Genomic DNA, 23551 nt, shown 5'->3' on the forward strand with positions numbered 1-23551 from the left:
TAGTTTATATTATTTTATAATCCACAAATCTTGTTATTAGATATTATAACTTTTTGCTTGCTAAAAATTTGGCATGATTAGTATAAATCGCAATAATATCTTCACCTCGTCCTACTAATCCTGCAACTTGGTTAACCATATCAATGTGATCTTCAGCATAATCATCCTTAATTAATTTGCCTAATCGCATACTCGTTCGACCAACTAAGCCATCATTTTGGCGCTCAATGAAAAAAGCACTTAATACACGCATTGCGGCATGAGTCGGATCCAGTAAATTACCTTTTTCACCCGCAATTAGTCCTTGAATATAACTACCAAATGAGTAGTAATGCACGCCATTAACGATTTCTTTACCTTCACCACCACGAACTTCAGGTAGCCCTTGTGGATAATTCTTATTAAATTCAGTTACATTTTCAGTTGTTAATGCTTCTAATGCAGCGATAGCATCTTGGGGATTGCCACGATTACCAGAGAATGTAGAAATAATAGTGCCAATAGCTTTCATGACTGCATCAGCAATATATTCTGGCACACTATCCTTGCGCATAATGCGTCGTACTAAATCTGCAATTTCTGAACCATGATTTACACCATTAACAGAAGTAACAGAAGCAATACTTTTAGCATGTTTTGCAGCAACATAACGACAAGCTAATGGGCCTTGGCTATGACCAATTAAATTGACTTTTTTTGCTTTCGTTTCTTTAAGAACTTTTTGCACAAATTCCCAAAGTTGTTCACCACGAACTTCATTAGAATTAAATGCAGAAAGAGATGCTGTAAAAACTTTATGACCATCCTTTTCTAATGCATCCGCGATACCATAAAAGTAAGGGTAACCGACGATATCATCAAAACCAGATAAACCATGAACTAAAATAATTGGATATGTAGTTGACATATTTTCCACTCCTTGGGGTTAAGTTAATTAATTGCTAAACATCCTATTAGCAATACTTACAACAATCGGTAAAATACAATATTTATAATATGACATCATATTTTGACACTTCATTTGTCATAAGTGATTATTAGAATAATCTAAAATTTACGATCGTAAAGCCTTATTTTTATAAATTTTATATTTTTTAATCATCATCTGAAAAAATCAACATACCCTCTATCAAACCTTCTGCTTTTTTTAACTTTTTCCCAATATATGTATCTGAACATTTTTCATGTTTTGCAAGCTCAATAAAAGTTTTTCCAAAAACATAATAATTAATAAGTAATTGATAATCTTCTGTATTATACTTCATAAGCCTTTTCATTAAATCATTGATTATATTTGCTTTATGATGAGAACATTGTTTTCGTTGCTTTATTTTTTCCGGGATAATTTCTTTTTTGTTTTTATTTAAAAAGTAAACAGCAATATGATCATTAGCAACCCATGCTCCCCACTCTTCAAGTATTTTTGAAATATTCCTCATATTAACATCCTTATTTTTTCATATGGTGATAATCGCATCCAGCAATCATTTAAAAACACCTATCTAATTATTAATAGGTATTATAAATATAATGACAAAAGTTTAATTTACAACTGGATTTAATAAAGCGATGAAATTGAATGTTGAAACTATGAGAGGATATGAAAAATCTAAATATGACTTAGCTATTTTAATTAAGAATCGGATTATCTTTAAGTTATAAAGAATTTTATTCTGTGTTTTTCTTAAAATAGCCAGCCATATGAAATATCAGCGATTACGGTAATGTTTCTTCAGGTCGTAAAGTCAGTACTTCGTATCCATTTGAAGTAACCAAAATTGTATGTTCCGACTGTGCCGATAATTTTTTATCTCTCGTTACCACAGTCCAACCATCTTTTTTAGTTTTTATTTTAGCACCACCCTGATTAATCATTGGTTCAATCGTAAAAGTCATGCCTTCTTTCAATTCAATACCTTGCCCCTTAATACCATAATGTAAGACTTGTGGTGCTTCATGCATTTCTCTACCAATGCCATGTCCGCAATATTCTCTTACAACACTATATCCATGGCTTTGTGCAAAGCTTTGAATAGCATGGCCAATATCACCTAATGTTGCTCCCGGTTTAACTTCTTTAATACCTTCCCACATTGCTTGATATGTTGTTTTAGCTAATTTGCGCGCAATAGGAGATGCCTCTGGCATAATATACATTTTACTAGAGTCGGCAATAAATCCATTCTTTTCTAATGTGATATCAACATTAATAATATCTTTACTTTTCAGTCGTTCATCCGATTTTGGTACACCATGACAGACAACTTCATTAATTGACGTATTTAACACATACTCGTAACCATACTGGCCTTTACTCGCTGGTCTTGAGTGGAGTTCATTAATAATAAAGTCTTCCACTTTATCATTGATTTCTAATGTAGAAACACCTGGTACAATAAAGTCATCAAGCATTGTAAAAACTTGTGCTAATAAACGTCCAGATTCGCGCATTAATTCAATTTCATCAGACGTTTTGATTGTTATTTTATCCATATTCCTTTCCTCTTATTCTGCTTGTTGCTTGATAGCTTCTTTTTCCAGCATTTCGTTAATAATCATTGGGAACGTTTTGTCTGGATTTAACTCTGCTTGGATACCAATTTTTATCCAAAATTCAGCCTGAGCATTAACCGAGCGAGACATTACATTGCTTGCCTTTCTTAAATACTCATGTAGCTCATCAGAGATTTTTACAATACCCACGCCAATCCTTATATACAGATCATAATAAAACATATACGTTCTATAGTAGAATCAATTACCGATGCTTTCAATTGCTATTTAGTGCTGCCATAGGCATAAAATGCTCAAATAAAAAAATAAGAGTAAATAACAACCAAAACAAAAGGTCGTATTTTTTACTTTTTTTATATTTCAATACATTTATTCCAAAATGCTCAATGGTTTTTGATATTTTATTTCTTGTTATCTTAAATTAAAGATATTTATTTTTAAGTGCATTATCCTCAGAATTAGCTGAGAGACAAATTAGAAAACAAGCGTTAGTTTAATATTAATAAAACTTAGAACCGAATTTCGTATAAATACTAAGGAAAGCAATAATATGAATCCATTCAAAAAAATTACCTTACTTTCGCTATTAAGCAGTCTTTTAATATTAATCTCAGGTTGCACAACAATTGAGAGAAATTATCGCACAAGTTTAAGCGTCGCTAATGAACAAACTGAAAATAAAGCACTCTCAACAAAATGGGGAGAAAACTTATTATCTGTAACTCAGAGCATTGAGGCCCATCGATTATCACAAACACCTTCACAAACAACATCAATATATTATCAGAGCGGAGTTCCCGCTAGTTCTTACTCAAAAATTACACGTATTAAAGAGAGTCCCGTACAGATATCTATCCTGACTGAATCTAGAAATATAATTCCTCTCTATTATTCACAAAATAATCAATATTTATTATATGGTAAAGAGAATGAACGTTATATTATTTTCTTACATAACACCAGTTCAAGAAAAATATATGAAGCAATCATTACTGTTGATGGATTAGATGTTATTAGCGGTACAGTAGGCTCATACGAAAATAGAGGTTATTTATTAAGATCTGGAGAAACTTTATTTATTGAAGGATTTAGGAAAAATGACCAACAAGTCGCTGCATTTCGCTTCAGCTTACCAGATGAAGGGTATGTAAATTATAATGTACAAGGTGATAAAAGAAATATAGGCGTAATAGGTGTTGCTCTTTTCGAATCAGAAGAGGGACCAGAAAAGATAATGAAAAAATGCAGCTATTTACCTAATCCTTTTCCAAAGGATAACAACTATGCACCAGATCCTTGTATTCCCTAATATTAACCATTAATTATCTCTTATAAAAAATAGTGTATTTAGTTACACTATTTTTTATTTAGAAAATATTAATTATAATTTTTATTTTTTTATGTTATTATTCCTAGAGTTTATCTTTTATTACTACATTTTCACTATTCTCATTCTCTCTATCCCTTCAAAAAAACCTCATTTTTTATTCTGTTAACAATAAAAATTTTTAGGAATTGTTATGTCTAAAAAACCATATCGCATTATATTAACAGGCGGCCCAGGTTCAGGAAAAAGTACGTTAATTAATGCACTTAAAAATAAAGGCTACTCTTGTTCTTTAGAGGCAGGTAGAGCCATTATACAAGATCAAACTCTTATCAAAGGTAATGGGCTACCATGGATCGATCCTGAAGCTTTCGCACAATTAATGCTAAGTTGGGAATTGCGTTCATGGCATGAAGCAGCCAACGCTGAAACTCCCTATTTCTATGATAGAGGACTTCCCGATATTGCAGGCTATCTGTTATTGTGTGGATTACCCATTCCCAAACATCTTAACAATGCAATAATGTTATTTCGTTATTCAACAAATGTATTTATTGCCCCACCTTGGCCTGAAATCTATACGCAGGATAAAGAAAGAAAACAAACAATTAAAGAAGCAGAGGAAACTTATTTAGCAATGCTAGAAGTTTATAAAAACTATAATTATAGTTTGATTGAGTTACCTAGATTAGCAATAGAGAGTAGAACTAATTTTATTATCAATAAGATTTAATATCAGCCAGTAAGATATTACTGGCATAGATAATAATAAATACTTAGTAAGAAGCTATAATTTTTAGATCTGGTTTCTCCCCTCGCATTATAGCCCGTTGTTGTTCATGAACTGCCTCATTAATGGCTTTTTGTTCCCCTGGCGTTCGAGTGTTTTTACCGCAAACTAATGTAGAACACACCGGGCTACCTATCCTATGACTCCCTGAATTGCCTGTACTAAAAGTCACATTATCAGTTGTACAACCTAATAATAGAAAAGATAACAATAAAGTGATTACTATGCGCATAATTTTCCGTATAAAATTAAATTATAAATTGATATGACAGTATTAATAAGCATCAAAAGTATAATGTGGCTTTTGTATCCACTTAAATTCAACTGTTTGTTTTTTTTCATTCCAAATAGGTTCAGGAACTGGCATCGTAAAGCTTATTTTTTGAATAGGCTTCATTGTTGAGTATTCATTATTTATATATTGATTATTTACTGATGATTTTGGCTCATTTAAACCAACTTTAAAAAGTTGTCCGAATTTACGATTATCTTCTTGTACCTCTAATTCAAAACGTGACTGTTTCCCTAACATAAAAACCAAGTTATTATTAACTGCGTTACTATCAATGTGAGAATTATCAACTTCAGGATTATCAATATGTATATCAGAAAACTTAGCTTGAGCTACTTTGCTAGAGCTACATCCAGCGATAATGAACATAGAAAATAATAAAAATAAAGGGTAATGCATAATATAAATATCAATAAGAAATAGGAGTAAATAATTATTCCATAAAAAACATTTACTAACAAAATAATTTTTATTAATTATATAAAAAAAGAAAAATAGTCTTATAAAATAAAAACCAATAAATAATCGAGCTAAAAATAAAGCAATAAATAAAATTTTATAACCACATAAGTAAAATTAACAATATACTTCATATAAATTCATTTTTTATATGGTTCAATTTAATCTATATTAATTACATATACTTCTTGGGTAATATAACCACCTAATTAACCTGAATATAATTTTAAAAATATAAAAAATATCAGTAAAAGCATTTTTATTAAAAAATAGACTCAAATTATATTGTTTTTATCTATTCGTGTAATTTTAAAAGAGGAAGGTAATAAAAACCAAGATATAATTAATTATTTAAAATTTAAAAAATAAAAAATAAAAAAGCCTTATAATTATTAAAAAATATAAGGCTTATAATGCGCAGTATACTTTATTGACCTGCTGACATTTTCTTCATTTGTTCTAAAGAATCTAATGCTTGCTTACAAGTACTTTCTTGAACATCTGTAGGTAATGCTGCAAATTGTTCTTTCGCCTGAGCATACTGTGCTTTCATTGCTTCAGCTTGAGCTTTAGTTGCATCATTTTTTGCCATTAACTCAACATAAGAGTCTGTTTCTTTAAAATAGTCTTCACATGCTTTAGATAAATCAGCAGAAACAGCAACAGAAGAGATTGATAATAAACCCAATGCTAAAATAAGCTTTTTCATAAATATCCTTTAAGTATTGTTAACAGTTAGAAAGTAATTTCTATTATTTTTCTTAAGTCGGCATTATCTCAAAAAATAGTAAAATGGGGATAAGTATTATCTTAATTAAAAAATAAAGTTTCATCTAATAATGATTAGAATAATAAATAAAATCAAAATATGATAATTGAAAATTAGCTTGTCACTTTTAGCATTAACTCTATATGTTAAATTATTCCTTTTAAATTAATGTGTTATTCTTATTAATTAAGAATTTAATTTTTTAATCATAAAGCTCGTATAAAAATAATGCTCGATAAAATAATACCCACAAAAAAATATAGGTAAAAATAATAATTGATAAGATAGACTGGTACGCTTGCGATAACTTTCATTATGATCTTCTACTTGAAAATGGAATTAAAGAACTAGGAATGTTACGTAAGAGATCAATAAATAGGTTTACATTTCTTACCCAAGCTTATGACGAAAAATTTATTGACGACATTTAAATAATGAAGGATACCCTTTCTCACCGTACTATTACGGATCAGAAAATGATAAGTTTTTCAAAAAGATCGAAAATATTTTAGTTCAAAAACTCCCATCTTCTTATTATGTCAAAAAAACATAGGTAATTATCAAAATTTTTATTCTTAATTACAAATACATATGAAACACAAAAAATAAAGTAAATTGGTTTTAATTATTTCTGTATCAATTTAAAATTTAACTCTCACAACAATTATATACAACAATTTATTTAATTTATTATTAACTTATTGCTAATTAAATTAACATTTAAACTTTTAAATTTTGTTTTTATATGGTTTATTAATTTTGCCGTGATCTATATAAAAGAATCATGCTTCATTCTTATATATAGTTGCCCGTACTTAATAGGTTCTATTAGTCAGGGGGTTCCCCCACCAACGGAGGCATTTAATGTCTATAAAATGGGTTTTAATTATATCTGGAATTGCTATTGGTGCTATCGCTTTACTTCTTGGTATTAACGGAAATCCCCCTAATATGGGTGTTTGTGTTGCTTGCTTTATTCGTGACAGTGCAGGCAGCATGGGATTACATAATACTGAAACAGTACAATATCTTCGTCCTGAAATATTCGGTTTTATTCTCGGTTCATTTGTAGCTGCTTTACTATTCAAAGAGTTTCAATCAAAAGCTGGATCAGCGCCAATTATTCGTTTTACATTGGGCTTTTTAATGATGGTCGGTTGCTTAGTTTTCTTAGGTTGTCCATTAAGAATGGTACTTCGTATTGGTGCGGGAGATTTAAACGCAGTAATAGGATTAGTTGGATTAATAATCGGAATTGGTATCGGAAGCTTATTCATAAAAAAAGGATTTTCCCTTCCCAGAAATTATCGACAATCTCCTGTAGAAGGTTTTATTTTACCAGTTATATGCGTATTCCTGTTTGCTTTATTCTTATGGAATAGTGATATTTTTAATTCCAGTGTGAAAGGCCCTGGCGCAAGTCATGCTCCAATATGGATGTCTATTATTGCAGGACTTATTATTGGCTTTATTATTCAACGAACTCGGTTTTGTTTTATTGGAATGGCAAAACATGTCTTTTTATCACGTAACTATAATATGGCGCTTGGGGTAATCGCATTAACACTTGTTGTACTCTTAGGTAATCTCTACTTAGGCAAATTTAATCTTGGGTTTGAAAATCAACCAATTGCTCATAGTGATGGACTATGGAATTTTCTCTCTATGGTGCTTGTAGGCCTTTGTGGTGTATTTATTACTGGTTGTCCATTACGCCAACTTGCCAATGCAGGGCAAGGCAATTCCGATGCTGCAATTAGTGTATTAGGTATGTTAGTAGGTGCTGCTTTTGCTCATAATTTCTCTTATGCCTCAAGCCCCGCAGGTGTTACAGATAATGGCAAACTCGTTGTTATTATTGGTCTATTAGTTACATTCATTGTTGGTGTTATTTATACTTATGCCGCAAATAAAATAAACCACCATGAGACTAATAAAAATGACGCATAATTATTTATTCCTTTTTCATGAACAATATGCAGTCAAGAAACTTCACCATCAACTCCAAAAGGATAATTTTTTCTCAAGCATAATTGATGCACCAAGAAAATTATCTTCTGAGTGTGAATTAGCAGTATCTGTTTATTTTTCTAATAATGAAACTTATAAGCATTATATTAATGATAACATTAGAGTTATTTATAAAATAAATTCAGATCAATTTGATGTCCTATGGCAAGATAAAACTTGAAGTAAGATATTATTGAAAGCTCAACAATGAAAGGCTACATGAGTAGCCTTTCATTAATCAAATAAAATTTAGTGATTATACTTATTGTATTATTCAAATATAAAAAACCACCCAGATTTACAAAGGATGGTTTCAATATTTTAACTATTTATAAAATAATAATTTGCTATTCTTCTTCTGGTGGGTTTTTGAGGATCTGATGAATTTCCTCTTTTAGTCTTAATTTTTGTTTTTTTAACTCTACAACTTCTTCACCATACCCTCTTCTATCCTTATGTTCCAATCTTACTATTTTATGGTCAAGTTCATTATGTTGATCAAAAAGAGCGCGAAAATGAGGGTCTGTTTGGCGAAGCTTTGAAATTAAATCACGATATTCTGGAAACATAAATAGCTACCTTCCTTATTAATTGTGAATTAAGTACTATTTTAAGTCTTACTCAAACTGATTAACCTGTCATTGTCTTTATGTTAAAAATAAGACTAACATCAATTAATATTTCTAATTTAAAAATTACTAAGTATTTTTATATTAAACACTTTAATTATGATTTTTATACGTAATGCATTGAGTTATATAGCTTTATAAAGCTATTTATACTTAAGTAAATAAAAAGGAACAATACTTAGTTAATTTTTCCTATTCTGACCAAATATCTTCATAACCATCTCTATCAATAATAAAGTTATATCCTTCAGGAAGATAAAGATATTTCATTACCTCAGGTAACACTGTGTTTAAATGTTCTGTATGTAATGCCTGGTAAAAATCATCTCTTTCACAATATTCGCCACAATAAAAAAACCAACTTATCGTACCATCTTTAGATCTTTTTATACGTGTTCCATAGATAGGCGTTAAATTTAAGGTATCTAAAGCAATTGCTACCATCTCTTCCGGGTTTTCAGGTAAGACACCATATTTTTTGCATACGCTTTTTTGTTGTTCAACAATATGTAATATCTTGTTTTTATTTATCATCATATTCCAAAATTAAAAATGAGCTCAGTTAAAGCACTTTCCCCAGACAGGATTATAACGAGTTTGCTACTATGCACCTAACACCATAAAAACGAGCATTAATTTATTCAAACAGCTAGATACAAAAAACAGATAAATTCAAACAGAAAAGAATAAAAAAACACCAATTCACCTTAAAACTAGACAAAAAGCAGTATCACCGCATTTTTTGTTGAAAAAAAAGCACTTATTGTTAACTCATAAAATATAAATTCTCTATATTTGTAGTGATCTCTAATAGTTATTTATACCCATCTATTTGAGTCACTAAGCCCAATGCCGCCACATTGGGCTTTTTTATGAAGAATAGATCGATATTATTTTTCATTACTATAGCTTCAAACCTCTTTAAGTTTGTTCAAAAATACTAAACTGTAAAATCAATGGGTTTAATCAAAAATGTTTTAATTTTATATGATTTGAACAGTTTCCAGTAACCCTTAAATTTATACTAAAAATAGTAAAGTGGTTATTGCCGACCAACTCCTTTTTTGCCGGCATCAATAACTATTTATTAGGTAAAAGATCCTGCTCTTGTAATTTAGAAAGTGCTAACTCTTTCATCCAATCTGCAAGTAGTGGCGCTGTTTTTATTGAATCCAATAATGCACGCTCTTTTTTTGTTAAACGAATAATAATAACTTCTGTTTTCATTGTAGACATAATAATTCCCCATTTATAAAAGAGAAAATATTGGCACAAAATAGTAACAGAAAGGTCTGACTTACACGGTTTTACAAAATCATCATTTAAAGATAATTAGTAATACGTTATCGATAGGATATTGGCAATATAGTTCATTGTTTATTTTTAGAAAAAACATTAACATACTTATGATAAATTAGAAAATAGATAGGTATTATTCATGTTTCTAAATCCCAAAAGAACCGTAAAAGCCAATGTAAGAAAAAGAAACTCCATTTTTCCTGGTTTGGGAACTACATACAGTATTAGTCTTTCTGATGATGGGCCATCACCACAAGAAATTCAAAAAATAGAATTTAATAAATTTGCAGATAAAGCTATTGATGAAGTCACTACAATGATCGGTTGTTTTGAAAGATCAGAGAAAAAAAGTAAAAGCCCCACTCTGATAAACCTTTGCATTATGAGAAATTAGACAATGAGTTTCTCAGGCTTACTGTTTCATTTTTTCAAATTATTCAAGAAATTAGATATTCTGGTGACACTAGTCAACATGCAAAGAATAGAATTACCACCTCATTATTTGGGATAACACGCTGGCTAGATAATAAATATCCATCATGGAATAGTGAAAGAGCTGAAGTAGAAAGAAATAGTAAAGAAATTGAGAAAAGAGTTAAAAAAGAATTCAAAGCAAAAAGGTTTTATAAAACAAAATTTGCCATTTTAGCAGTTGCCACTTTTTGGGTTCCCTTTGTTTTTTGCTGGTTTTCTCTACAAAAAAAATATCCTAAATGGTTCAAAGTCATCAGTTTCTTATGGGCTATATTTGTTGCTCTTTTAGTATACAGAACACCTAAAATATAATAACTAGCTATTATATTACTCTCTTATCTTTATCTTATGGTGTTTCTTTTAAAATAAAAAATACCATAAGTCAAATAACCCACCTAAGATATATTATTATATATATTAAATAATTATATTTTTCTTTAATAGAGTTCACCTTAAGAAAGATTATATTCTAAATATATTTTTTTAAGGTTATTTAAATTGATAAATAAAGCAAACAATATGATCATTAAGAATAATTTAATAGTTATTACACAATAAAAAATAAAAAGGTTATTTTTCATGCTACTGAATAAACATTTTAGTAAAAATATTATTACTATTAGTCTTTTATCTTTCTTCGCTAATTCGGTTTATGCCAAAGAAAATAGTACAACGGACGGTCATCTCTCTAATAATGAAATTACATCTAATTCGACTTATAGCAATAAAACAAATCTTTATATAGATACAAACCACAAAATTCAAAATATTACTCTTGAAGATGAGGCAGTATTACGAATGAACGGCGACAGTCTAGCAATAGGTACAATTATTAAAGATGATGCCAATATTAGTATGTATGCTCATGGTATAAAAGATGTGGGTATTCCCACGATTAAAGATACTATAATAACAGGTACAAGTAATATTGATATGAACGCAAATTCATCATCTATAGGCAAATTATTTATAGATAAAAATGCCAAATTATATATTGATAACATTGATTCTGAAACTACTGATGTATCCAAAAATGATCCTGTTCCTTCAGCTAACATCTTTATAGAAAATTTAACACTAGCAGGTAAAACATATATTGCACCTACATGGAACGAAATTTATGGTGATGATGGTGATGCCCCGAGACCAGAAAAATCAGGCCCAGAATTAATTACTCATATTAACAATTTAGAGATGCAAGCTAGTAGCCAATTAGAAATGGGTCATTATGCTTCTGGCATGCAATTTAATCGACTTGAATTAAAAACACTCGCTGGTGAAGGTACTTTTATTTTAAGTAGTAGCTTAGCTGATGGTTTAAGCGATAATATTTATATTTCAGATCATGCAACTGGATATTTTGGTTTAAAAATAAATGATATCGGAGAAGAAATATATGACCCTAAAAATGTTCAATTAGTTTATGTGAATAGTGGTGATGCTAATTTTAATTTATTAAATAAAGGTGGTAATGTTGAAATTGGTGTTTGGAAATATAAATTAAATAGCAAGACTAATGATGGTCATACAGAATGGTATCTTGTAGGTGGAAAAACTGGTGAACCGGATATTTCTAAACAGCCTGATACCTCCAAACAGCCTGACACCTCTAAACAGCCTGACACCTCTAAACAGCCTGACACCTCTAAACAGCCAGACACCTCTAAACAACCTGATACCTCTAAACAACCTGACACATCTAAACAGCCTGACACCTCTAAACAACCTGATACCTCTAAACAACCTGATACCTCTAAACAGCCTGATACCTCCAAACAGCCTGACACCTCTAAACAGCCTGACACCTCTAAACAGCCTAGTATTAGTCAGCCTGTATTAAGTAATAGTGCTCAAGCCGTTATTAACATGGCCTCAGCACCGCAGCATATATTAAGTGTTGAGACGAGCAATTTACGCCAAAGAATGGGTTTCTTACATGAGAATAACAATGATCTCGGTGTGTGGGTTCGCTATTTAAATGATAATTCTCATTTGAACGATAAAGGTTATAGTCAATTTCATTCAAATTTAAATGGAATGCAAATTGGTATAGATAAGAAAATAGCTATAAATAATAATCAATTGTTATTTGGTTTAATGACTTCTTATACTAAGAGTAAAATCAAATTTGATAATATTAATAATGGTGATATTAACAGCTATGGTGGTGGTATTTATTTAACTTGGCTTGATCATTCTGGCTTTTATGTAGACTCTTTATTTAAAATTAATCATCTTCATAGTGAAATCAATACTAATATGAATGAAGGAAGAAGAGTTAAAGGGAATTACAATCAACATGCAGTTACAGCATCAACAGAAATAGGTTATCCTATTGATTTTTCCAATAAATTAACTTTCACACCATACAGTCAGGTCATTTATTCTCATGTTAGTAAATCACATTATTTATTAGATAATGGAATGAAAGCAAACATCCACAATGCTGATAGCTTAAAGAATGAATTAGGAACTATATTAGAAAGTAATTTACTTATTGCAAACCATAGTGTTAAGCCTTATATAAAAGCAGCTATATCTCGTGAATTCATAAAAAATAATGAAATAGAAATTAATAATATATCATTTGATAGTCATTATTCTGGAAATGTTGGTAAATATGGTGCTGGCTTAACAACTAGCATAGGTAATGATGCTCTTTTCTATACAGAAATAAACTATCAAAATGGAAATAAAATAGAAACTCCAATATATATAACAGCAGGATTTAGAATGAATTTTTAACAATTTTATTTTATAAACCCAATACATAAAAAAACCTCATAAATTTTAATATGAGGTTTATATTTTAGCTTATTATTAGTATGTTTTGGCAGATATTAACTCAAAACCAAAAGTATTCGTTTTCTTAAAAATTACTGCATTCCCAGTTTCATAAATATTGCCATGAATAATTTTATTACAAACCTTTATTTCACCTTCATTCTCATCATTTACTTTTATACCTGAGCATGACCTTCTTCCTTCAACATATGAATAATTAGATTTATAACTACTTACTTCTCCACCAGTAAAATAAACGATATTAGAAAGTATAAAATATTGAATAAAAAATATAATCATAATTAGTGCTAAAGGATAAAATAATATTTTTTTTGCTGTCTTATTAAAAGTTTGTTTTTTATATATGAAAAAAAAGCATACTATAGAAATAATAACAGAAAATACTAATGCCATTTTAATTGATACTATTGAAACTATAACGTACTCTTTAATTTCAAACTTCCAATAGAAAAACACAGCTATGATAAATAAAATTAAAAATGTGTAACTGAATAGCTGAGTATATGAATATTTTTTCATATCAATCCTAATCTATTTATTATAAATACAATACTAGTTTTTATATAGCGAAACATTCTATATCAATCTAAAAGCATTAGATTTATAATCTAAGCAAAGTTAACACCACATTATATGATTAACTCACCATTAAATGTATACGTACAACAAGAACAATAGATAGGAATACTTCCTTTATCAAATAATGGATTTACTTTTTGTAAATATCCTTTATTATCAATATATAGTTGTGAATAATATGAACTATCACCGATCCGAACATATTCACGTTTTTCAGTATTATCTAAGGAAACCATCCAATATATTGGTTCTGTTTTATCTAAACGATTAACCACTTCACTAAAAATATCATTCCATAAACGACCTACTTTACTTAATAAAAATTGGAATAATGGTGTATAGTCATAACCTCTATTTACCTTTCCTTTCATTGATAAACGAGCGATGGAAAGCTCATTGATTTTATTATATTTTGTTCTTTCCCATTTATACTTTCCACCAGCATGATGTTCACAAGGGTGAATTCGTGTTGTTGTATTTTGTTTTCTGTATAATGGTTTTTTACCATATTTCATAAATCACCTATATAAATCTTTCTTATTCGTCAAATGTTTTTAAGTAATTTATGTTCTATACTAATTTTCTTTCGCTGACTTAAAAAGTAATTTTTTTATTATATTTTAATACCATTAATTAAAATTTACTTAACACTACCATAAGTTAATTTTTTATAGTTAAATTTTTTATTGGCTCATTTATAAATATAAAATACTAATACAACTTTAATGGGAAATGCCATAAAACAAAAAACCCCGCCGAAGCGAGGTTTTGTATATTCAACTATTTAATGCTTAACTCATTTGTGCTGTCATCACACTTTTGCAAAAGATACATTTTGCGCCGTGTGGATTATTCACTGTGACATCAAATTGTGATGTTCTATATTGTGAACTGCTACAACAAGGGCATTTAAAATAGAGGCGAATAGTAATAGCGCCTTTAGAGACCCACCACGTTGCCTGCTGCTGGGCCTTTCATACCATTTTCCATGGTGAATGAAACTTGTTGGCCTTCAGCTAATGTTTTGAAGTTATCACTTTGGATTGCAGAGAAATGTACGAATACATCTTTGCTGCCATCAGCTGGAGTAATAAAACCAAAACCTTTACCTTCATCGAACCATTTTACTGTACCAGTCATTGTATTAGACATAGAATTTCCTTTAATTTATTTAATTTGCCATAAGGCATATACGGTTTGTTTTGTATTTTTACTTATGGGTATCAATTAGAAGGAATTCGCAGTGAAGTGGTATCAAGGATAACGCTAAATGGGAACAACTTTAAACTTACTAACATAAATAGGCCTGTACTTCCAAACCAGTGACGCTATTAAGCCATAGAAAAAATCAGATAGCAAACTTTATTTTGAGAACAATATTTTTTATATTGAATATCCTCTTATAATTTTTTATTTAATCAATGTATAAACATGGTCATCAAAAGTAACATCACCTATAACATAATTATCTTTGAGAACTTGAGTAAGAACAAAACCATTTTTTTCTAAAACTCGTTCAGATGCTATATTTCCTGCAGTAACAATTGCTTGGAATTTTTTCAAACTAGCTAATTCAGGTAAATTTAATAATTGAGCTAAAGATTTTGTCCCTATCGACTTTCCTGTTTGTTCTGGAGATAGTATATAACCAATCTCTCCAATTAACTCTCCATCTTGATGAATAAGTCTTAATCCTGTTAAACCCAAAGGAGTGGTGTTTGTTTTATCATAGATAACAAAACATAACCAATGCAAAGATGACAAGTTCCATTCAGGTAAACGACTATTAAATGCTTCTTTGATCTGCTCCTCAGTCATTGTATTTGAGATAAACTGCATAGCCTTTTCTGAATCATATAATTCTTTAAAAAAAGGCCAATCATCTTCAGTTATTTTCTTAAATATAAACTCCATAAATATCCTTAATAAATAAAATATTTTATATTATTATAAACTTCCACATGCTAAATCTTCAATAAATACTAAATAAATTCAGCAGTACATTTTGATAATTCATTCTCTAGCCATTGTAAAAAATATTGTGTCATCAAACCTAGTTCACTTTCATGATGAATAAGACATGACCAAACATTTCCTTTAATAGAATGTTTTGAAAGTGAACTGATTTTTTTATCTTTTTTAACTTGAAGTGTAAGTAGTTGACTTACCAAACCGATCCCTAATCCTTGGCAAATAGCATCTAATAATAGGCTTGGGTCTGAAAAATTAATTCCATTTAGTTGTTGCCCTACCGATTCGCCCCCCTGCAATGTCCAGTTACTCCAATCCATAATTCCTTCTCCATGTAAGGTTAACCTTTTCTGAGTATTGAGTAGAATTGGATTACATGCAGGATAAAGCTTATCGTAATAAAGTTCTTTATAAATACATTCCTTTTGTGCCGATATATCATCACGTATAGCAATATCAATTGTCTCTATTGCCATATCTGGCACTGTATAAGTAGTAAAAAGCCAAATATCTATTTCAGGGTATTTTTGATGAAATAAATCAAGACGCGGTAATAACCAATAACGAGCAAATGCGGGTGTAGTGTTAACAATCAATTGATTTGATTTTTTATATTGATCTAAACGACGTACACCAACAGCTAATTGCTGTAAGACATCTTGGGTACTATTGTAAAAGTCCACTCCAGCATCAGTTAATGTGACGCTTCTACCTTCTCGAAAGAATAATGGTTGTTCAAGATAACTTTCCAAGCTTCTTATTTGCTGGCTAACAGCTGATTGAGTGATATTCAATTCTATTGCGGCTTTATGAAAGCTACCAAGTCGAGCCGCAGATTCAAACCCTCGTAATGCATTTAGTGGTGGCCAATATTTTAACATCGCTGATAAGTCTATCTAATCAATTGTACGCTAATTATATCGTTAGTTCTTAGAGTATCAATACCAATAAAATGAAGCACTCTACTAAGTTGTTAGTGTAGTTAAATTAAGAAAAAAGGAAGGTATTAATGAATTCAACTCGTCGCCAATTTATTCATCAAGTTACGGTGATTAGTGCGCTCAGTTTAGCTACATCTTTTGGTATTTCACTCTCAGCAAAAGGAGAAAGTATGGTTGATAAACTAGGAGTAATGCCTGATGAAGGTGAATTACAACAATTGGCCTTTATAGCCTTTGGAGCACAACGGACTATATGGGGAAAAATGACTGAAGATGTACAAATTGCATTGGGAAACATTGCCCAAGCTATTGCAAAATATCAACCTGTAGTTATTTTCTGCCGTGAAAGTGAGCTAGATATTGCTGATGCACATGTAGATTTTTATGCTCGCTTTGTGAGGCCGGGTATTGTGGTCGCAAATTTAGATAATGATCCAGATTCGTACGATTATGATGTAACAAGAAACAATATAGAAATATTACAGAATTCTACTGATGCAAATGGAAGAAAACTACAAATCCATACAATGGAACCACCTTTATATCCTAGAGAGAGTATTTTCAGTAAAAACAATCCTGATTTTGCAGCTGGGTACATAAATTATTTCGTCATTAATGATGCTGTCATTGCTCCTGAATTTGGTGATGAGGAAGCAGATAATAAAGCCCAAAAAATGTTAACTGAATTATATCCAACCCGTGATATTGTCATGTTAAATATCGATGCTATCGCAGCTGGAGGTGGAGGAAACCATTGTGTTACACATCAGTTACCTTCTTTTAAGTCTATATAAGCATTACACTTTAATAATAAAGGCAGTAAAATAATGTTACTTGCTTCAGCAAGATGATGAAAATACGTCACCTTTTACAGGGTAAGGCTCATAGATATTTCTTTGCTAGATTAATGGTTCTTTACACTGATTAAGTCCATCAAAAAAGCGGTACCAAAAATACCGCCTATTTTAGTTAAATAAAATTCGTAAAGTTCAAGCAAAACGTCAGTGGAAGAGAATTAGGTAACACTGATTCGCATTTCAGGGGGAATATATTGCATATTAGCTCCAATAAAAAACCCGCCGAAGCGGGTCAGTATCACAATACTACCTTTAATTTTTTAACCAATACTTTATGCGTCGCATAAATGTTATCCGAACCTCAGAAGGTAAAGAGGATTCAATATTATTTATTAACTCCTCGCAATGTAGTGTTTACGTGGGGTTATTGATTGGATAGTGTAATGTCGATTAATTCACCTTTTTTACCGACTTTATAGGTTTTGTTATTAAAAAAATCAATTCCATAGTGATATGTCGATACTCTTCGGTGTGCGTACTCATCATCACCTTCAAACCACGTTGTGATAATTACAGATTCAGCGTCTTCTTGGTGAATATTAACTTCAATAACAGCATCAAATTTTGTCAAAATAATTGACTCTTCCAATGCCATAAACTTCGCATTATCACCAAAGTTAACGAAAGTACCGTATTCTGCTGTAATATCGGAATTGTTACCTAAATTAAAGAGCATTTTATTATCTATCAGCTCACTACGAAAAATATTATTATCTCCCGCAATAATACAGGCATTATTCTTACCCGTAATTAAATTATTTTCATTACCAGTTGCTAGTGTTATTGATAAATCTGCAACTTCTGGAGCGGTAATTTCCACATTATTACCCGTAGCTATCGCCACCGTTTTTCCCATCGATGAATCACTATCATTGGTCAAACCTGAACCATCATTTTTCATTTTATGAAAAGTAAAATCAATTGATGACTCATCACCAGAAGAGAAAATACAAGTATTTATGCCACCATTAATTAATGCATTCTTCCCCGTTGAAACAAATAAAGAATTTTCACTATTTTCCGTACCGCTAAACTCATTATCATCAATCGATACATTATTACCTAAACTAACAATTAGTGCATTTTTTCCTTCACAAGAAATTTGTTGGTTATCTTTGATAAATACAGCTTCCTTATTAGTACCAGATAAAATAGTGTATTCATCTTTATAAGAATTTTGTGTATCCGTCATATCATATCTCCTAGATTTATAATTAAGTTCCGTCCCAACTTACTGTATAAATATACAGTGATCTTACTGTTAAGTATAGATTGATTTTTAAAAACATAATCCATTCAACAATATGATTTAATTGTATTTTTCACAAAATTAGCATTACATGCTTGATGTTTATAAAATTCAAAGGAAATATAAAAAAATAACCACATAAAATGACCAATAACCAATATAAGCTCTAATCAATACACTCAGCTCTAATGAAATCTTGTAGCCCTAAAATGATTTGCACTGACTTTACAATTAGCTCTCTGAGCAACCAATAATTTCTAATAGCGGTGTCAGTAGGTCGGGCGGTGGTTTCATTAGCCAAGCTGGGGGCGAGACTATCGGTACTCTTTGGATAGTTGGCTTTAATGTATACCAGCTCAAGATGACGCTCGCTGATATCAAGCAAACGGCTAACTTTATTCTTTGCACTAGCTAGATCCTGAGTGTATTTAATGTCGAGTTGATTTAACCGAGTAATGTGTGCTTGGTAGTCAATATTGATTGGAGTGAAGGAATGCCAGCCTCCTTTCATGAACAACGTTCATTATCAGAACGTTTGTATCGAAAGCAGGGTATTGATACACAAGCTTTATTAGGGCGTGCGACTCGTGCACAAACCGATCGTTATAACAATATTCGAGGAAAAGAATGGATAATCATCGCGTGTTAACCTTATTTCTGACCTTATTTTAATCCATTAGATAATCTGCAAATGATAATTTCCGCCACTTTTATCATGCGGTTTGCAGATTATTTTTCTTCTTTTTCATATCCCGTAAATAAAACTTTATCGCCTATTTCTATTGCTTGATTTTAACGCTGACGTTTTATTTATTGTTTGTTTGCTTTTGCTATATCTGGTTACTTTTAATACAAAAATACGCATCAGCACGTTACACAAAATCATAAGAAAGCCTATAACAAAAAAGGGAACCCTTAAGTTCTCATAATCAATTCGCAACGCTAATTATATTACATATGTTTGATGATCGTGTCACCAAACTCGCTACATTTCAGCAAGTTAGCGCCTTCCAACTGACGTTCGAAATCATAAGTTACAGTCTTGGCGGCAATTGCGCCTTCCATACCTTTAATGATTAAGTCAGCGCCTTTTGTCCAATCCATGTGGCGTAACATTATGTATTCTCACTATGATTAACCACTTATTTATTAAGGTATATTTGCTTTTAATAAACCCAAAAGACGATGGTTATGCCTATTTGTGATGATATGGGAGGAACATGCTGCTCTGATATTCACTCGCTTAGGATTTGAGTTTTTTTTGATTGCTCATTTACCACCATATAACCATCAGCAATAATAACTATCGCCATAATCGCGATATAAACTTTTCAATTCATTATTGATTAATACCTATGATGAGAAATAGCGCGTTGACAGCGTTTAGCTAAACTCGCTTTATCATTAGAACAAGAAGGATCAATGGAAAGATAAAAGCTGAAGATAACAATAAGAAAAAGAGTAATAATAAAGCACAAGACAATAATTAAAGATTTCCATGACATAAAGCAGATTCCATTTCACGGCGATTAATTAAACCCTTCCATACTTTTCCACCAGCATAAATCCGACGTTTCATTTCTTCACAAGCGCCATGTTGATCACCCGCATTTAATTTCTTGAGTAAAGTAGAATGTGAAAATGCTAGTATTCCAACATTATAAGCAAAAGAATATAAAGAGGCTTTAGTGTGATTATCGAGGGATACTTTGACTAAAGCATCGACCTGTCGTTGTATTTTAATAAAATCTTTTTGTAATAAAGCATCACATTCTTGCTTTGTGTATATTTTATTCTGAATAATGTCATTGCCAGTATGGTCATAGCAAACTGTCAAAACACCTGTGACATCATAATAGGATTTGTATTTTATTCCTTCCAAATAACTAATAAGGGTTAAGGCTATAGTAATGGTACTGGTGCAACTTAATACAATTGCTTTCCGTTTTAATTGCACTTAATATCCTTTTTTATTAAAAGGTATCATTTCATTAATATAATTAAACCCTAGAATTCAATTTAATATTTAATTATGTTATCATTAGAAAAATAAAACTTAGAGATAATATATAATGAAAAGATTCGATATAGATAAAATAATTAAAAACTTATCGGACAAGGATGTAAAAAAAATAAATCAAACTTATAACAACAAAACCAATAAAGAAGAAAATTTTAAAAAATGGTTTTTTGACACATTTATCTTTGATCGTATCTTATTTGAAGGATTATTTATTTCACTTACTATAGTTTTTATTTGCATAATTACATCAGAATCTACACCTCATCTATTCTATTCATTCTTAGTTTTAGTTTTTATTTACTTCACCATGAGTTTAGTAATTACTATCTATGATTGTATAAAGAATAAAATATCACTAATTTTATTCTTTAGAGTAAAGAAAATTGCAGTAATGACCTATATAATGAAAAAATGATCTGTTTTTAATTAGAGTATTAATCTAATTTATTTAATATTTTCAATAGCTAATTCTTCGTTGTTATACTTTTTCAATATTAAGATAAGTTTCCCCATATTATAGCCTAAAGTAGTGAGTAATATAGGATTGCTATGAACACTAAATTTTCGCTTAAAATCTAATGAACTCCAACGAAATAAGCGAGTACCTTTACTGATAAACAACCGATCAAAATGTGTTGCTCTATAAGTTCTCCCGCCCATCGTGACAGGTAAATGAATAATACGATTAGGTGAATCATATTTAGCAAAAGTAGCGAATCCATTATATACGCTAACAGTCATATCAATAACATCATAACCTATCTCACCATGACTCTCATTCAAACCTAAAAATTCAAATCCTTTCTGAATTCTCTCTTTAACGGGATCTCCACCAAAATTAATATCGCCATCAGTAAATTCATACACTATATCTGATACACCGTCAAAAAACTTACCTCCACCGAGAGATAAACCAATAATTCCAGCACCTTTCATTTCATTATTTCTAATTTTACGACCAATCTTAAATGTTAAATATCCAAAAGCACTTTGTATTCCTCCTCCTATAATAGTTTGACTGCTTTTAAGATAAAAATAATATCCCGTTCCAGAAAAAGTTTTAGTTAGTTCATAAACCTCTTTGCTCCGTTTTCTTAATTGAGAATAAGCAGACATGTTTCAATAATCCGTATTCTTCAACCAATGCTTGATAACGTATCTGAGAAACTTTATGTTCTGACAACAAATCATCATAGGTGCGTGATAACGGTGATAACTGATCAATATGCGTAGCTCGTTGTGAAAATAATATTTGTAACTTTTGATAGTCATCCCTTAATGGTAATTGCCACTGACTGCGCCCCAACCAGTGATTTGCCATTTTCTTTCCTATTACTTTATTTATTTTTTTAACGCTAACCTGTAATGCTGATCGTGTATCGATAAAATAATCCATTAGTAGTTTAAATACTTATTGCTTGAGTTCATGACACTTTATAACAAACTCAGCCCCTTTTGCTTGTACTGGCCTTTGATTATGTTCCGCAAACAATATGCGTTCTGTTAAGGGGAAAAACGTACGCTGGCTTTCTTTATTCTGGCGCCGCCAAGGGCCTGAAGGTTTAGCCCAAATAATATGGCTTAGCATATTAAACCGCCCTTTTACTAATAATTCAGTATCAGAGGCAAGCTTAGAGCCACAAAATAAATACAAGCTACTATTCGATTTCAATACTCGCCAAAACTCAGTTAATACGTCATCTAGCCATGCTAAGTATTCTGCTTCATTTACCCACTGATTATCCCATGCACAAGATTTAATCCGAAAATAAGGGGGACCAGTCACTATCAAATCAATACCAATTCTCTGGTAATGCTTCAGTACAACTAATGCATCATTATTATATAACTGTATCTATATCCTTTATTTAGGTAACAAAAAAGCCAGAAGTTATCAAACTTCTGACTTGTATTTATATTTAACATAAAAGAGTGCAAAAACAGGTGATAATTTATAACTCTTTTATTAGATATGTTTTTCCGTTTTAGAACCATCACTATATATTTCAGAAATCATGATATCCCCGCCATTTACAGAATATTTCACAATACTATCTAAAGGATCGTCTCTCCATCGACCCGTGCTATCTGCATTGTTTGATGCCCAAATGACCTTTTTGCCATTTAGTTTACATTTAATAGCCCAGCGACTGTTATCAACTGAACGAATGTAATGAACATAAGCAATACCGTTTTCAATAGCGTCTAATTGTATAATCTTATGATCTCGACCAAACATAGTTGCCGCAGACGCTTTACAGACTTGCCCTACATCGACATTTTGTGCAAACACAGAAGAACTAAACAGTAGTGATAATAATAATATTTTTTTCACAAGCCCAATCTCTAACTTAAGATAAGTAATTATGTATATCGTCAATTAATCGAAAGACTTTATCTTAAATTTTTATTTATAAAATAATTATTCAATCTTATCTTTATCTACGGCTCATCAAATATAAATTCATCTTTTATGCAAGAAAAATGTAAACCGATATCTTTAATGATTAAGTCAGCAGCTTCTGTCCAGCCCATGTGGCGTAACATTATATATCGCTACTAT

Annotated in this window: 30 protein-coding genes and 3 pseudogenes; 9 read left to right on the forward strand and 24 right to left on the reverse strand. The window is 30.7% G+C overall.

What is annotated here, in order from left to right; genetic code table 11:
- Window positions 1-43: 43 nt before the first annotated feature.
- The 4 genes from GWI68_RS19875 to GWI68_RS19890 all read right to left on the reverse strand — a co-directional run bounded on the left by GWI68_RS19875 (window position 44) and on the right by GWI68_RS19890 (window position 2703).
- Window positions 44-907: a triacylglycerol lipase gene (locus GWI68_RS19875; protein WP_166541403.1), complete on the reverse strand. Its 864-nt coding sequence runs from the start codon at window positions 905-907 to the stop codon at window positions 44-46.
- Between the two features lie 187 nt (window positions 908-1094).
- Entirely contained in the window at window positions 1095-1439 is a 345-nt protein-coding gene (locus GWI68_RS19880; RefSeq protein WP_166541404.1) for an antiterminator Q family protein, read from the reverse strand.
- Window positions 1440-1716: 277 nt separating this feature from the next.
- Window positions 1717-2493 (reverse strand): type I methionyl aminopeptidase, encoded by a 777-nt coding sequence (gene map, locus GWI68_RS19885; protein WP_109408627.1) that lies wholly within the window; start codon window positions 2491-2493, stop codon window positions 1717-1719.
- A 12-nt stretch (window positions 2494-2505) separates the two neighbouring features.
- Window positions 2506-2703 carry a ParD-like family protein gene (locus tag GWI68_RS19890; protein ID WP_036937502.1) on the reverse strand — a complete coding sequence of 66 codons (198 nt, stop codon included), beginning with the start codon at window positions 2701-2703 and terminating at the stop codon, window positions 2506-2508.
- Window positions 2704-3064: 361 nt separating this feature from the next.
- Here GWI68_RS19890 and GWI68_RS19895 point away from each other — a divergent pair, with 361 nt between their 5' ends.
- Complete coding sequence (locus tag GWI68_RS19895; RefSeq protein WP_166541405.1) at window positions 3065-3823, forward strand: hypothetical protein; 759 nt, start codon at window positions 3065-3067, stop codon at window positions 3821-3823.
- 211 nt (window positions 3824-4034) lie between these two features.
- A complete protein-coding gene (locus GWI68_RS19900; protein WP_109408625.1) occupies window positions 4035-4574 on the forward strand; it encodes an AAA family ATPase in 540 nt (179 codons plus the stop codon).
- A 43-nt stretch (window positions 4575-4617) separates the two neighbouring features.
- Here GWI68_RS19900 and GWI68_RS19905 read toward each other — a convergent pair whose 3' ends face one another.
- The 3 genes from GWI68_RS19905 to GWI68_RS19915 all read right to left on the reverse strand — a co-directional run bounded on the left by GWI68_RS19905 (window position 4618) and on the right by GWI68_RS19915 (window position 6091).
- A complete protein-coding gene (locus GWI68_RS19905; RefSeq protein WP_109408624.1) occupies window positions 4618-4863 on the reverse strand; it encodes a hypothetical protein in 246 nt (81 codons plus the stop codon).
- Window positions 4864-4905: 42 nt separating this feature from the next.
- Window positions 4906-5322 (reverse strand): hypothetical protein, encoded by a 417-nt coding sequence (locus GWI68_RS19910; RefSeq protein WP_109408623.1) that lies wholly within the window; start codon window positions 5320-5322, stop codon window positions 4906-4908.
- A gap of 487 nt (window positions 5323-5809) precedes the next feature.
- Window positions 5810-6091, reverse strand: coding sequence for a DUF5339 domain-containing protein (locus tag GWI68_RS19915; RefSeq protein ID WP_109408622.1), 282 nt, complete (start codon window positions 6089-6091; stop codon window positions 5810-5812).
- A 924-nt stretch (window positions 6092-7015) separates the two neighbouring features.
- On the opposite strand from GWI68_RS19915, the gene yedE reads away from it, so the two are divergent.
- The gene (gene yedE, locus GWI68_RS19920) at window positions 7016-8101 is read left to right on the forward strand and encodes a YedE family putative selenium transporter (protein ID WP_166541406.1); all 1086 of its coding nucleotides are present in this window, start codon (window positions 7016-7018) and stop codon (window positions 8099-8101) included.
- Window positions 8091-8342, forward strand: a complete 252-nt coding sequence (locus GWI68_RS19925; protein ID WP_166541407.1) for a putative Se/S carrier-like protein — start codon at window positions 8091-8093, stop codon at window positions 8340-8342. The genes yedE and GWI68_RS19925 overlap by 11 nt, the downstream gene beginning before the upstream one ends.
- A gap of 166 nt (window positions 8343-8508) precedes the next feature.
- Here the strand turns inward: GWI68_RS19925 and GWI68_RS19930 are convergent, their stop codons facing one another.
- From GWI68_RS19930 to GWI68_RS19940, 3 genes are all read right to left on the reverse strand, one after another.
- Window positions 8509-8730, reverse strand: coding sequence for a DUF465 domain-containing protein (locus GWI68_RS19930; RefSeq protein WP_072070432.1), 222 nt, complete (start codon window positions 8728-8730; stop codon window positions 8509-8511).
- A 252-nt stretch (window positions 8731-8982) separates the two neighbouring features.
- Entirely contained in the window at window positions 8983-9324 is a 342-nt protein-coding gene (locus GWI68_RS19935) for a hypothetical protein (protein ID WP_166541408.1), read from the reverse strand.
- A gap of 546 nt (window positions 9325-9870) precedes the next feature.
- A complete protein-coding gene (locus GWI68_RS19940) occupies window positions 9871-10026 on the reverse strand; it encodes a hypothetical protein (protein ID WP_166541409.1) in 156 nt (51 codons plus the stop codon).
- 202 nt (window positions 10027-10228) lie between these two features.
- Here GWI68_RS19940 and GWI68_RS19945 point away from each other — a divergent pair, with 202 nt between their 5' ends.
- The 3 genes from GWI68_RS19945 (at window position 10229) to GWI68_RS19955 (ending at window position 13308) form a co-directional block, all read left to right on the forward strand.
- Window positions 10229-10483, forward strand: coding sequence for a hypothetical protein (locus GWI68_RS19945; RefSeq protein WP_166541410.1), 255 nt, complete (start codon window positions 10229-10231; stop codon window positions 10481-10483).
- A complete protein-coding gene (locus GWI68_RS19950; protein WP_166541411.1) occupies window positions 10465-10875 on the forward strand; it encodes a hypothetical protein in 411 nt (136 codons plus the stop codon). Before GWI68_RS19945 ends, GWI68_RS19950 begins: the two co-directional genes overlap by 19 nt.
- A gap of 267 nt (window positions 10876-11142) precedes the next feature.
- Window positions 11143-13308 (forward strand): autotransporter outer membrane beta-barrel domain-containing protein, encoded by a 2166-nt coding sequence (locus GWI68_RS19955; protein WP_166541412.1) that lies wholly within the window; start codon window positions 11143-11145, stop codon window positions 13306-13308.
- 75 nt (window positions 13309-13383) lie between these two features.
- Here the strand turns inward: GWI68_RS19955 and GWI68_RS19960 are convergent, their stop codons facing one another.
- The 6 genes and pseudogenes from GWI68_RS19960 to GWI68_RS19980 all read right to left on the reverse strand — a co-directional run bounded on the left by GWI68_RS19960 (window position 13384) and on the right by GWI68_RS19980 (window position 16799).
- Window positions 13384-13887 carry a hypothetical protein gene (locus tag GWI68_RS19960; RefSeq protein WP_166541413.1) on the reverse strand — a complete coding sequence of 168 codons (504 nt, stop codon included), beginning with the start codon at window positions 13885-13887 and terminating at the stop codon, window positions 13384-13386.
- A gap of 110 nt (window positions 13888-13997) precedes the next feature.
- Window positions 13998-14462, reverse strand: coding sequence for a hypothetical protein (locus GWI68_RS19965; protein ID WP_109408615.1), 465 nt, complete (start codon window positions 14460-14462; stop codon window positions 13998-14000).
- A 294-nt stretch (window positions 14463-14756) separates the two neighbouring features.
- Window positions 14757-14879: pseudogene (locus tag GWI68_RS20555) on the reverse strand (cold-shock protein); the annotation flags it as partial.
- Window positions 14880-14886: 7 nt separating this feature from the next.
- Window positions 14887-15099: an RNA chaperone/antiterminator CspA gene (gene cspA, locus GWI68_RS19970; RefSeq protein ID WP_166541414.1), complete on the reverse strand. Its 213-nt coding sequence runs from the start codon at window positions 15097-15099 to the stop codon at window positions 14887-14889.
- A gap of 258 nt (window positions 15100-15357) precedes the next feature.
- Window positions 15358-15861 carry a GNAT family protein gene (locus GWI68_RS19975; protein ID WP_166541415.1) on the reverse strand — a complete coding sequence of 168 codons (504 nt, stop codon included), beginning with the start codon at window positions 15859-15861 and terminating at the stop codon, window positions 15358-15360.
- A gap of 68 nt (window positions 15862-15929) precedes the next feature.
- On the reverse strand, window positions 15930-16799 hold the full coding sequence (locus GWI68_RS19980) for a LysR family transcriptional regulator (RefSeq protein ID WP_166541416.1): 870 nt from the start codon (window positions 16797-16799) through the stop codon (window positions 15930-15932).
- A 128-nt stretch (window positions 16800-16927) separates the two neighbouring features.
- Here GWI68_RS19980 and GWI68_RS19985 point away from each other — a divergent pair, with 128 nt between their 5' ends.
- The gene (locus GWI68_RS19985; protein ID WP_166541417.1) at window positions 16928-17653 is read left to right on the forward strand and encodes an agmatine deiminase family protein; all 726 of its coding nucleotides are present in this window, start codon (window positions 16928-16930) and stop codon (window positions 17651-17653) included.
- A gap of 427 nt (window positions 17654-18080) precedes the next feature.
- Here the strand turns inward: GWI68_RS19985 and GWI68_RS19990 are convergent, their stop codons facing one another.
- Window positions 18081-18908 (reverse strand): hypothetical protein, encoded by an 828-nt coding sequence (locus tag GWI68_RS19990; protein ID WP_166541418.1) that lies wholly within the window; start codon window positions 18906-18908, stop codon window positions 18081-18083.
- A gap of 223 nt (window positions 18909-19131) precedes the next feature.
- Window positions 19132-19476: a lysis system i-spanin subunit Rz gene (locus tag GWI68_RS19995; protein WP_166541419.1), complete on the reverse strand. Its 345-nt coding sequence runs from the start codon at window positions 19474-19476 to the stop codon at window positions 19132-19134.
- Here GWI68_RS19995 and GWI68_RS20000 point away from each other — a divergent pair.
- Window positions 19441-19614: pseudogene (locus GWI68_RS20000) on the forward strand (integrase); the annotation flags it as partial. The gene GWI68_RS19995 and the pseudogene GWI68_RS20000 overlap by 36 nt on opposite strands.
- Window positions 19615-19916: 302 nt before the next feature.
- On the opposite strand, the pseudogene GWI68_RS20005 reads toward GWI68_RS20000, so the two are convergent.
- The 6 genes and pseudogenes from GWI68_RS20005 to GWI68_RS20025 form a co-directional block, all read right to left on the reverse strand.
- A pseudogene (locus GWI68_RS20005) lies at window positions 19917-20084 on the reverse strand (NADP-dependent isocitrate dehydrogenase); the annotation flags it as partial.
- Window positions 20085-20451: 367 nt separating this feature from the next.
- On the reverse strand, window positions 20452-20922 hold the full coding sequence (locus GWI68_RS20010) for a lysozyme (protein WP_166541421.1): 471 nt from the start codon (window positions 20920-20922) through the stop codon (window positions 20452-20454).
- A gap of 510 nt (window positions 20923-21432) precedes the next feature.
- Window positions 21433-22104 (reverse strand): DUF4225 domain-containing protein, encoded by a 672-nt coding sequence (locus tag GWI68_RS20015; protein WP_166541422.1) that lies wholly within the window; start codon window positions 22102-22104, stop codon window positions 21433-21435.
- The gene (locus tag GWI68_RS20695) at window positions 22058-22309 is read right to left on the reverse strand and encodes a hypothetical protein (protein WP_347877541.1); all 252 of its coding nucleotides are present in this window, start codon (window positions 22307-22309) and stop codon (window positions 22058-22060) included. Before GWI68_RS20695 ends, GWI68_RS20015 begins: the two co-directional genes overlap by 47 nt.
- 90 nt (window positions 22310-22399) lie before the next feature.
- Entirely contained in the window at window positions 22400-22774 is a 375-nt protein-coding gene (locus tag GWI68_RS20700; RefSeq protein WP_347877542.1) for a DNA methyltransferase, read from the reverse strand.
- 180 nt (window positions 22775-22954) lie between these two features.
- On the reverse strand, window positions 22955-23323 hold the full coding sequence (locus GWI68_RS20025; RefSeq protein ID WP_166541443.1) for a hypothetical protein: 369 nt from the start codon (window positions 23321-23323) through the stop codon (window positions 22955-22957).
- Between the last annotated feature and the right edge of the window lie 228 nt (window positions 23324-23551).

This window comes from Proteus sp. G2669 (genome assembly GCF_009915245.1).
GTDB lineage: Bacteria > Pseudomonadota > Gammaproteobacteria > Enterobacterales > Enterobacteriaceae > Proteus.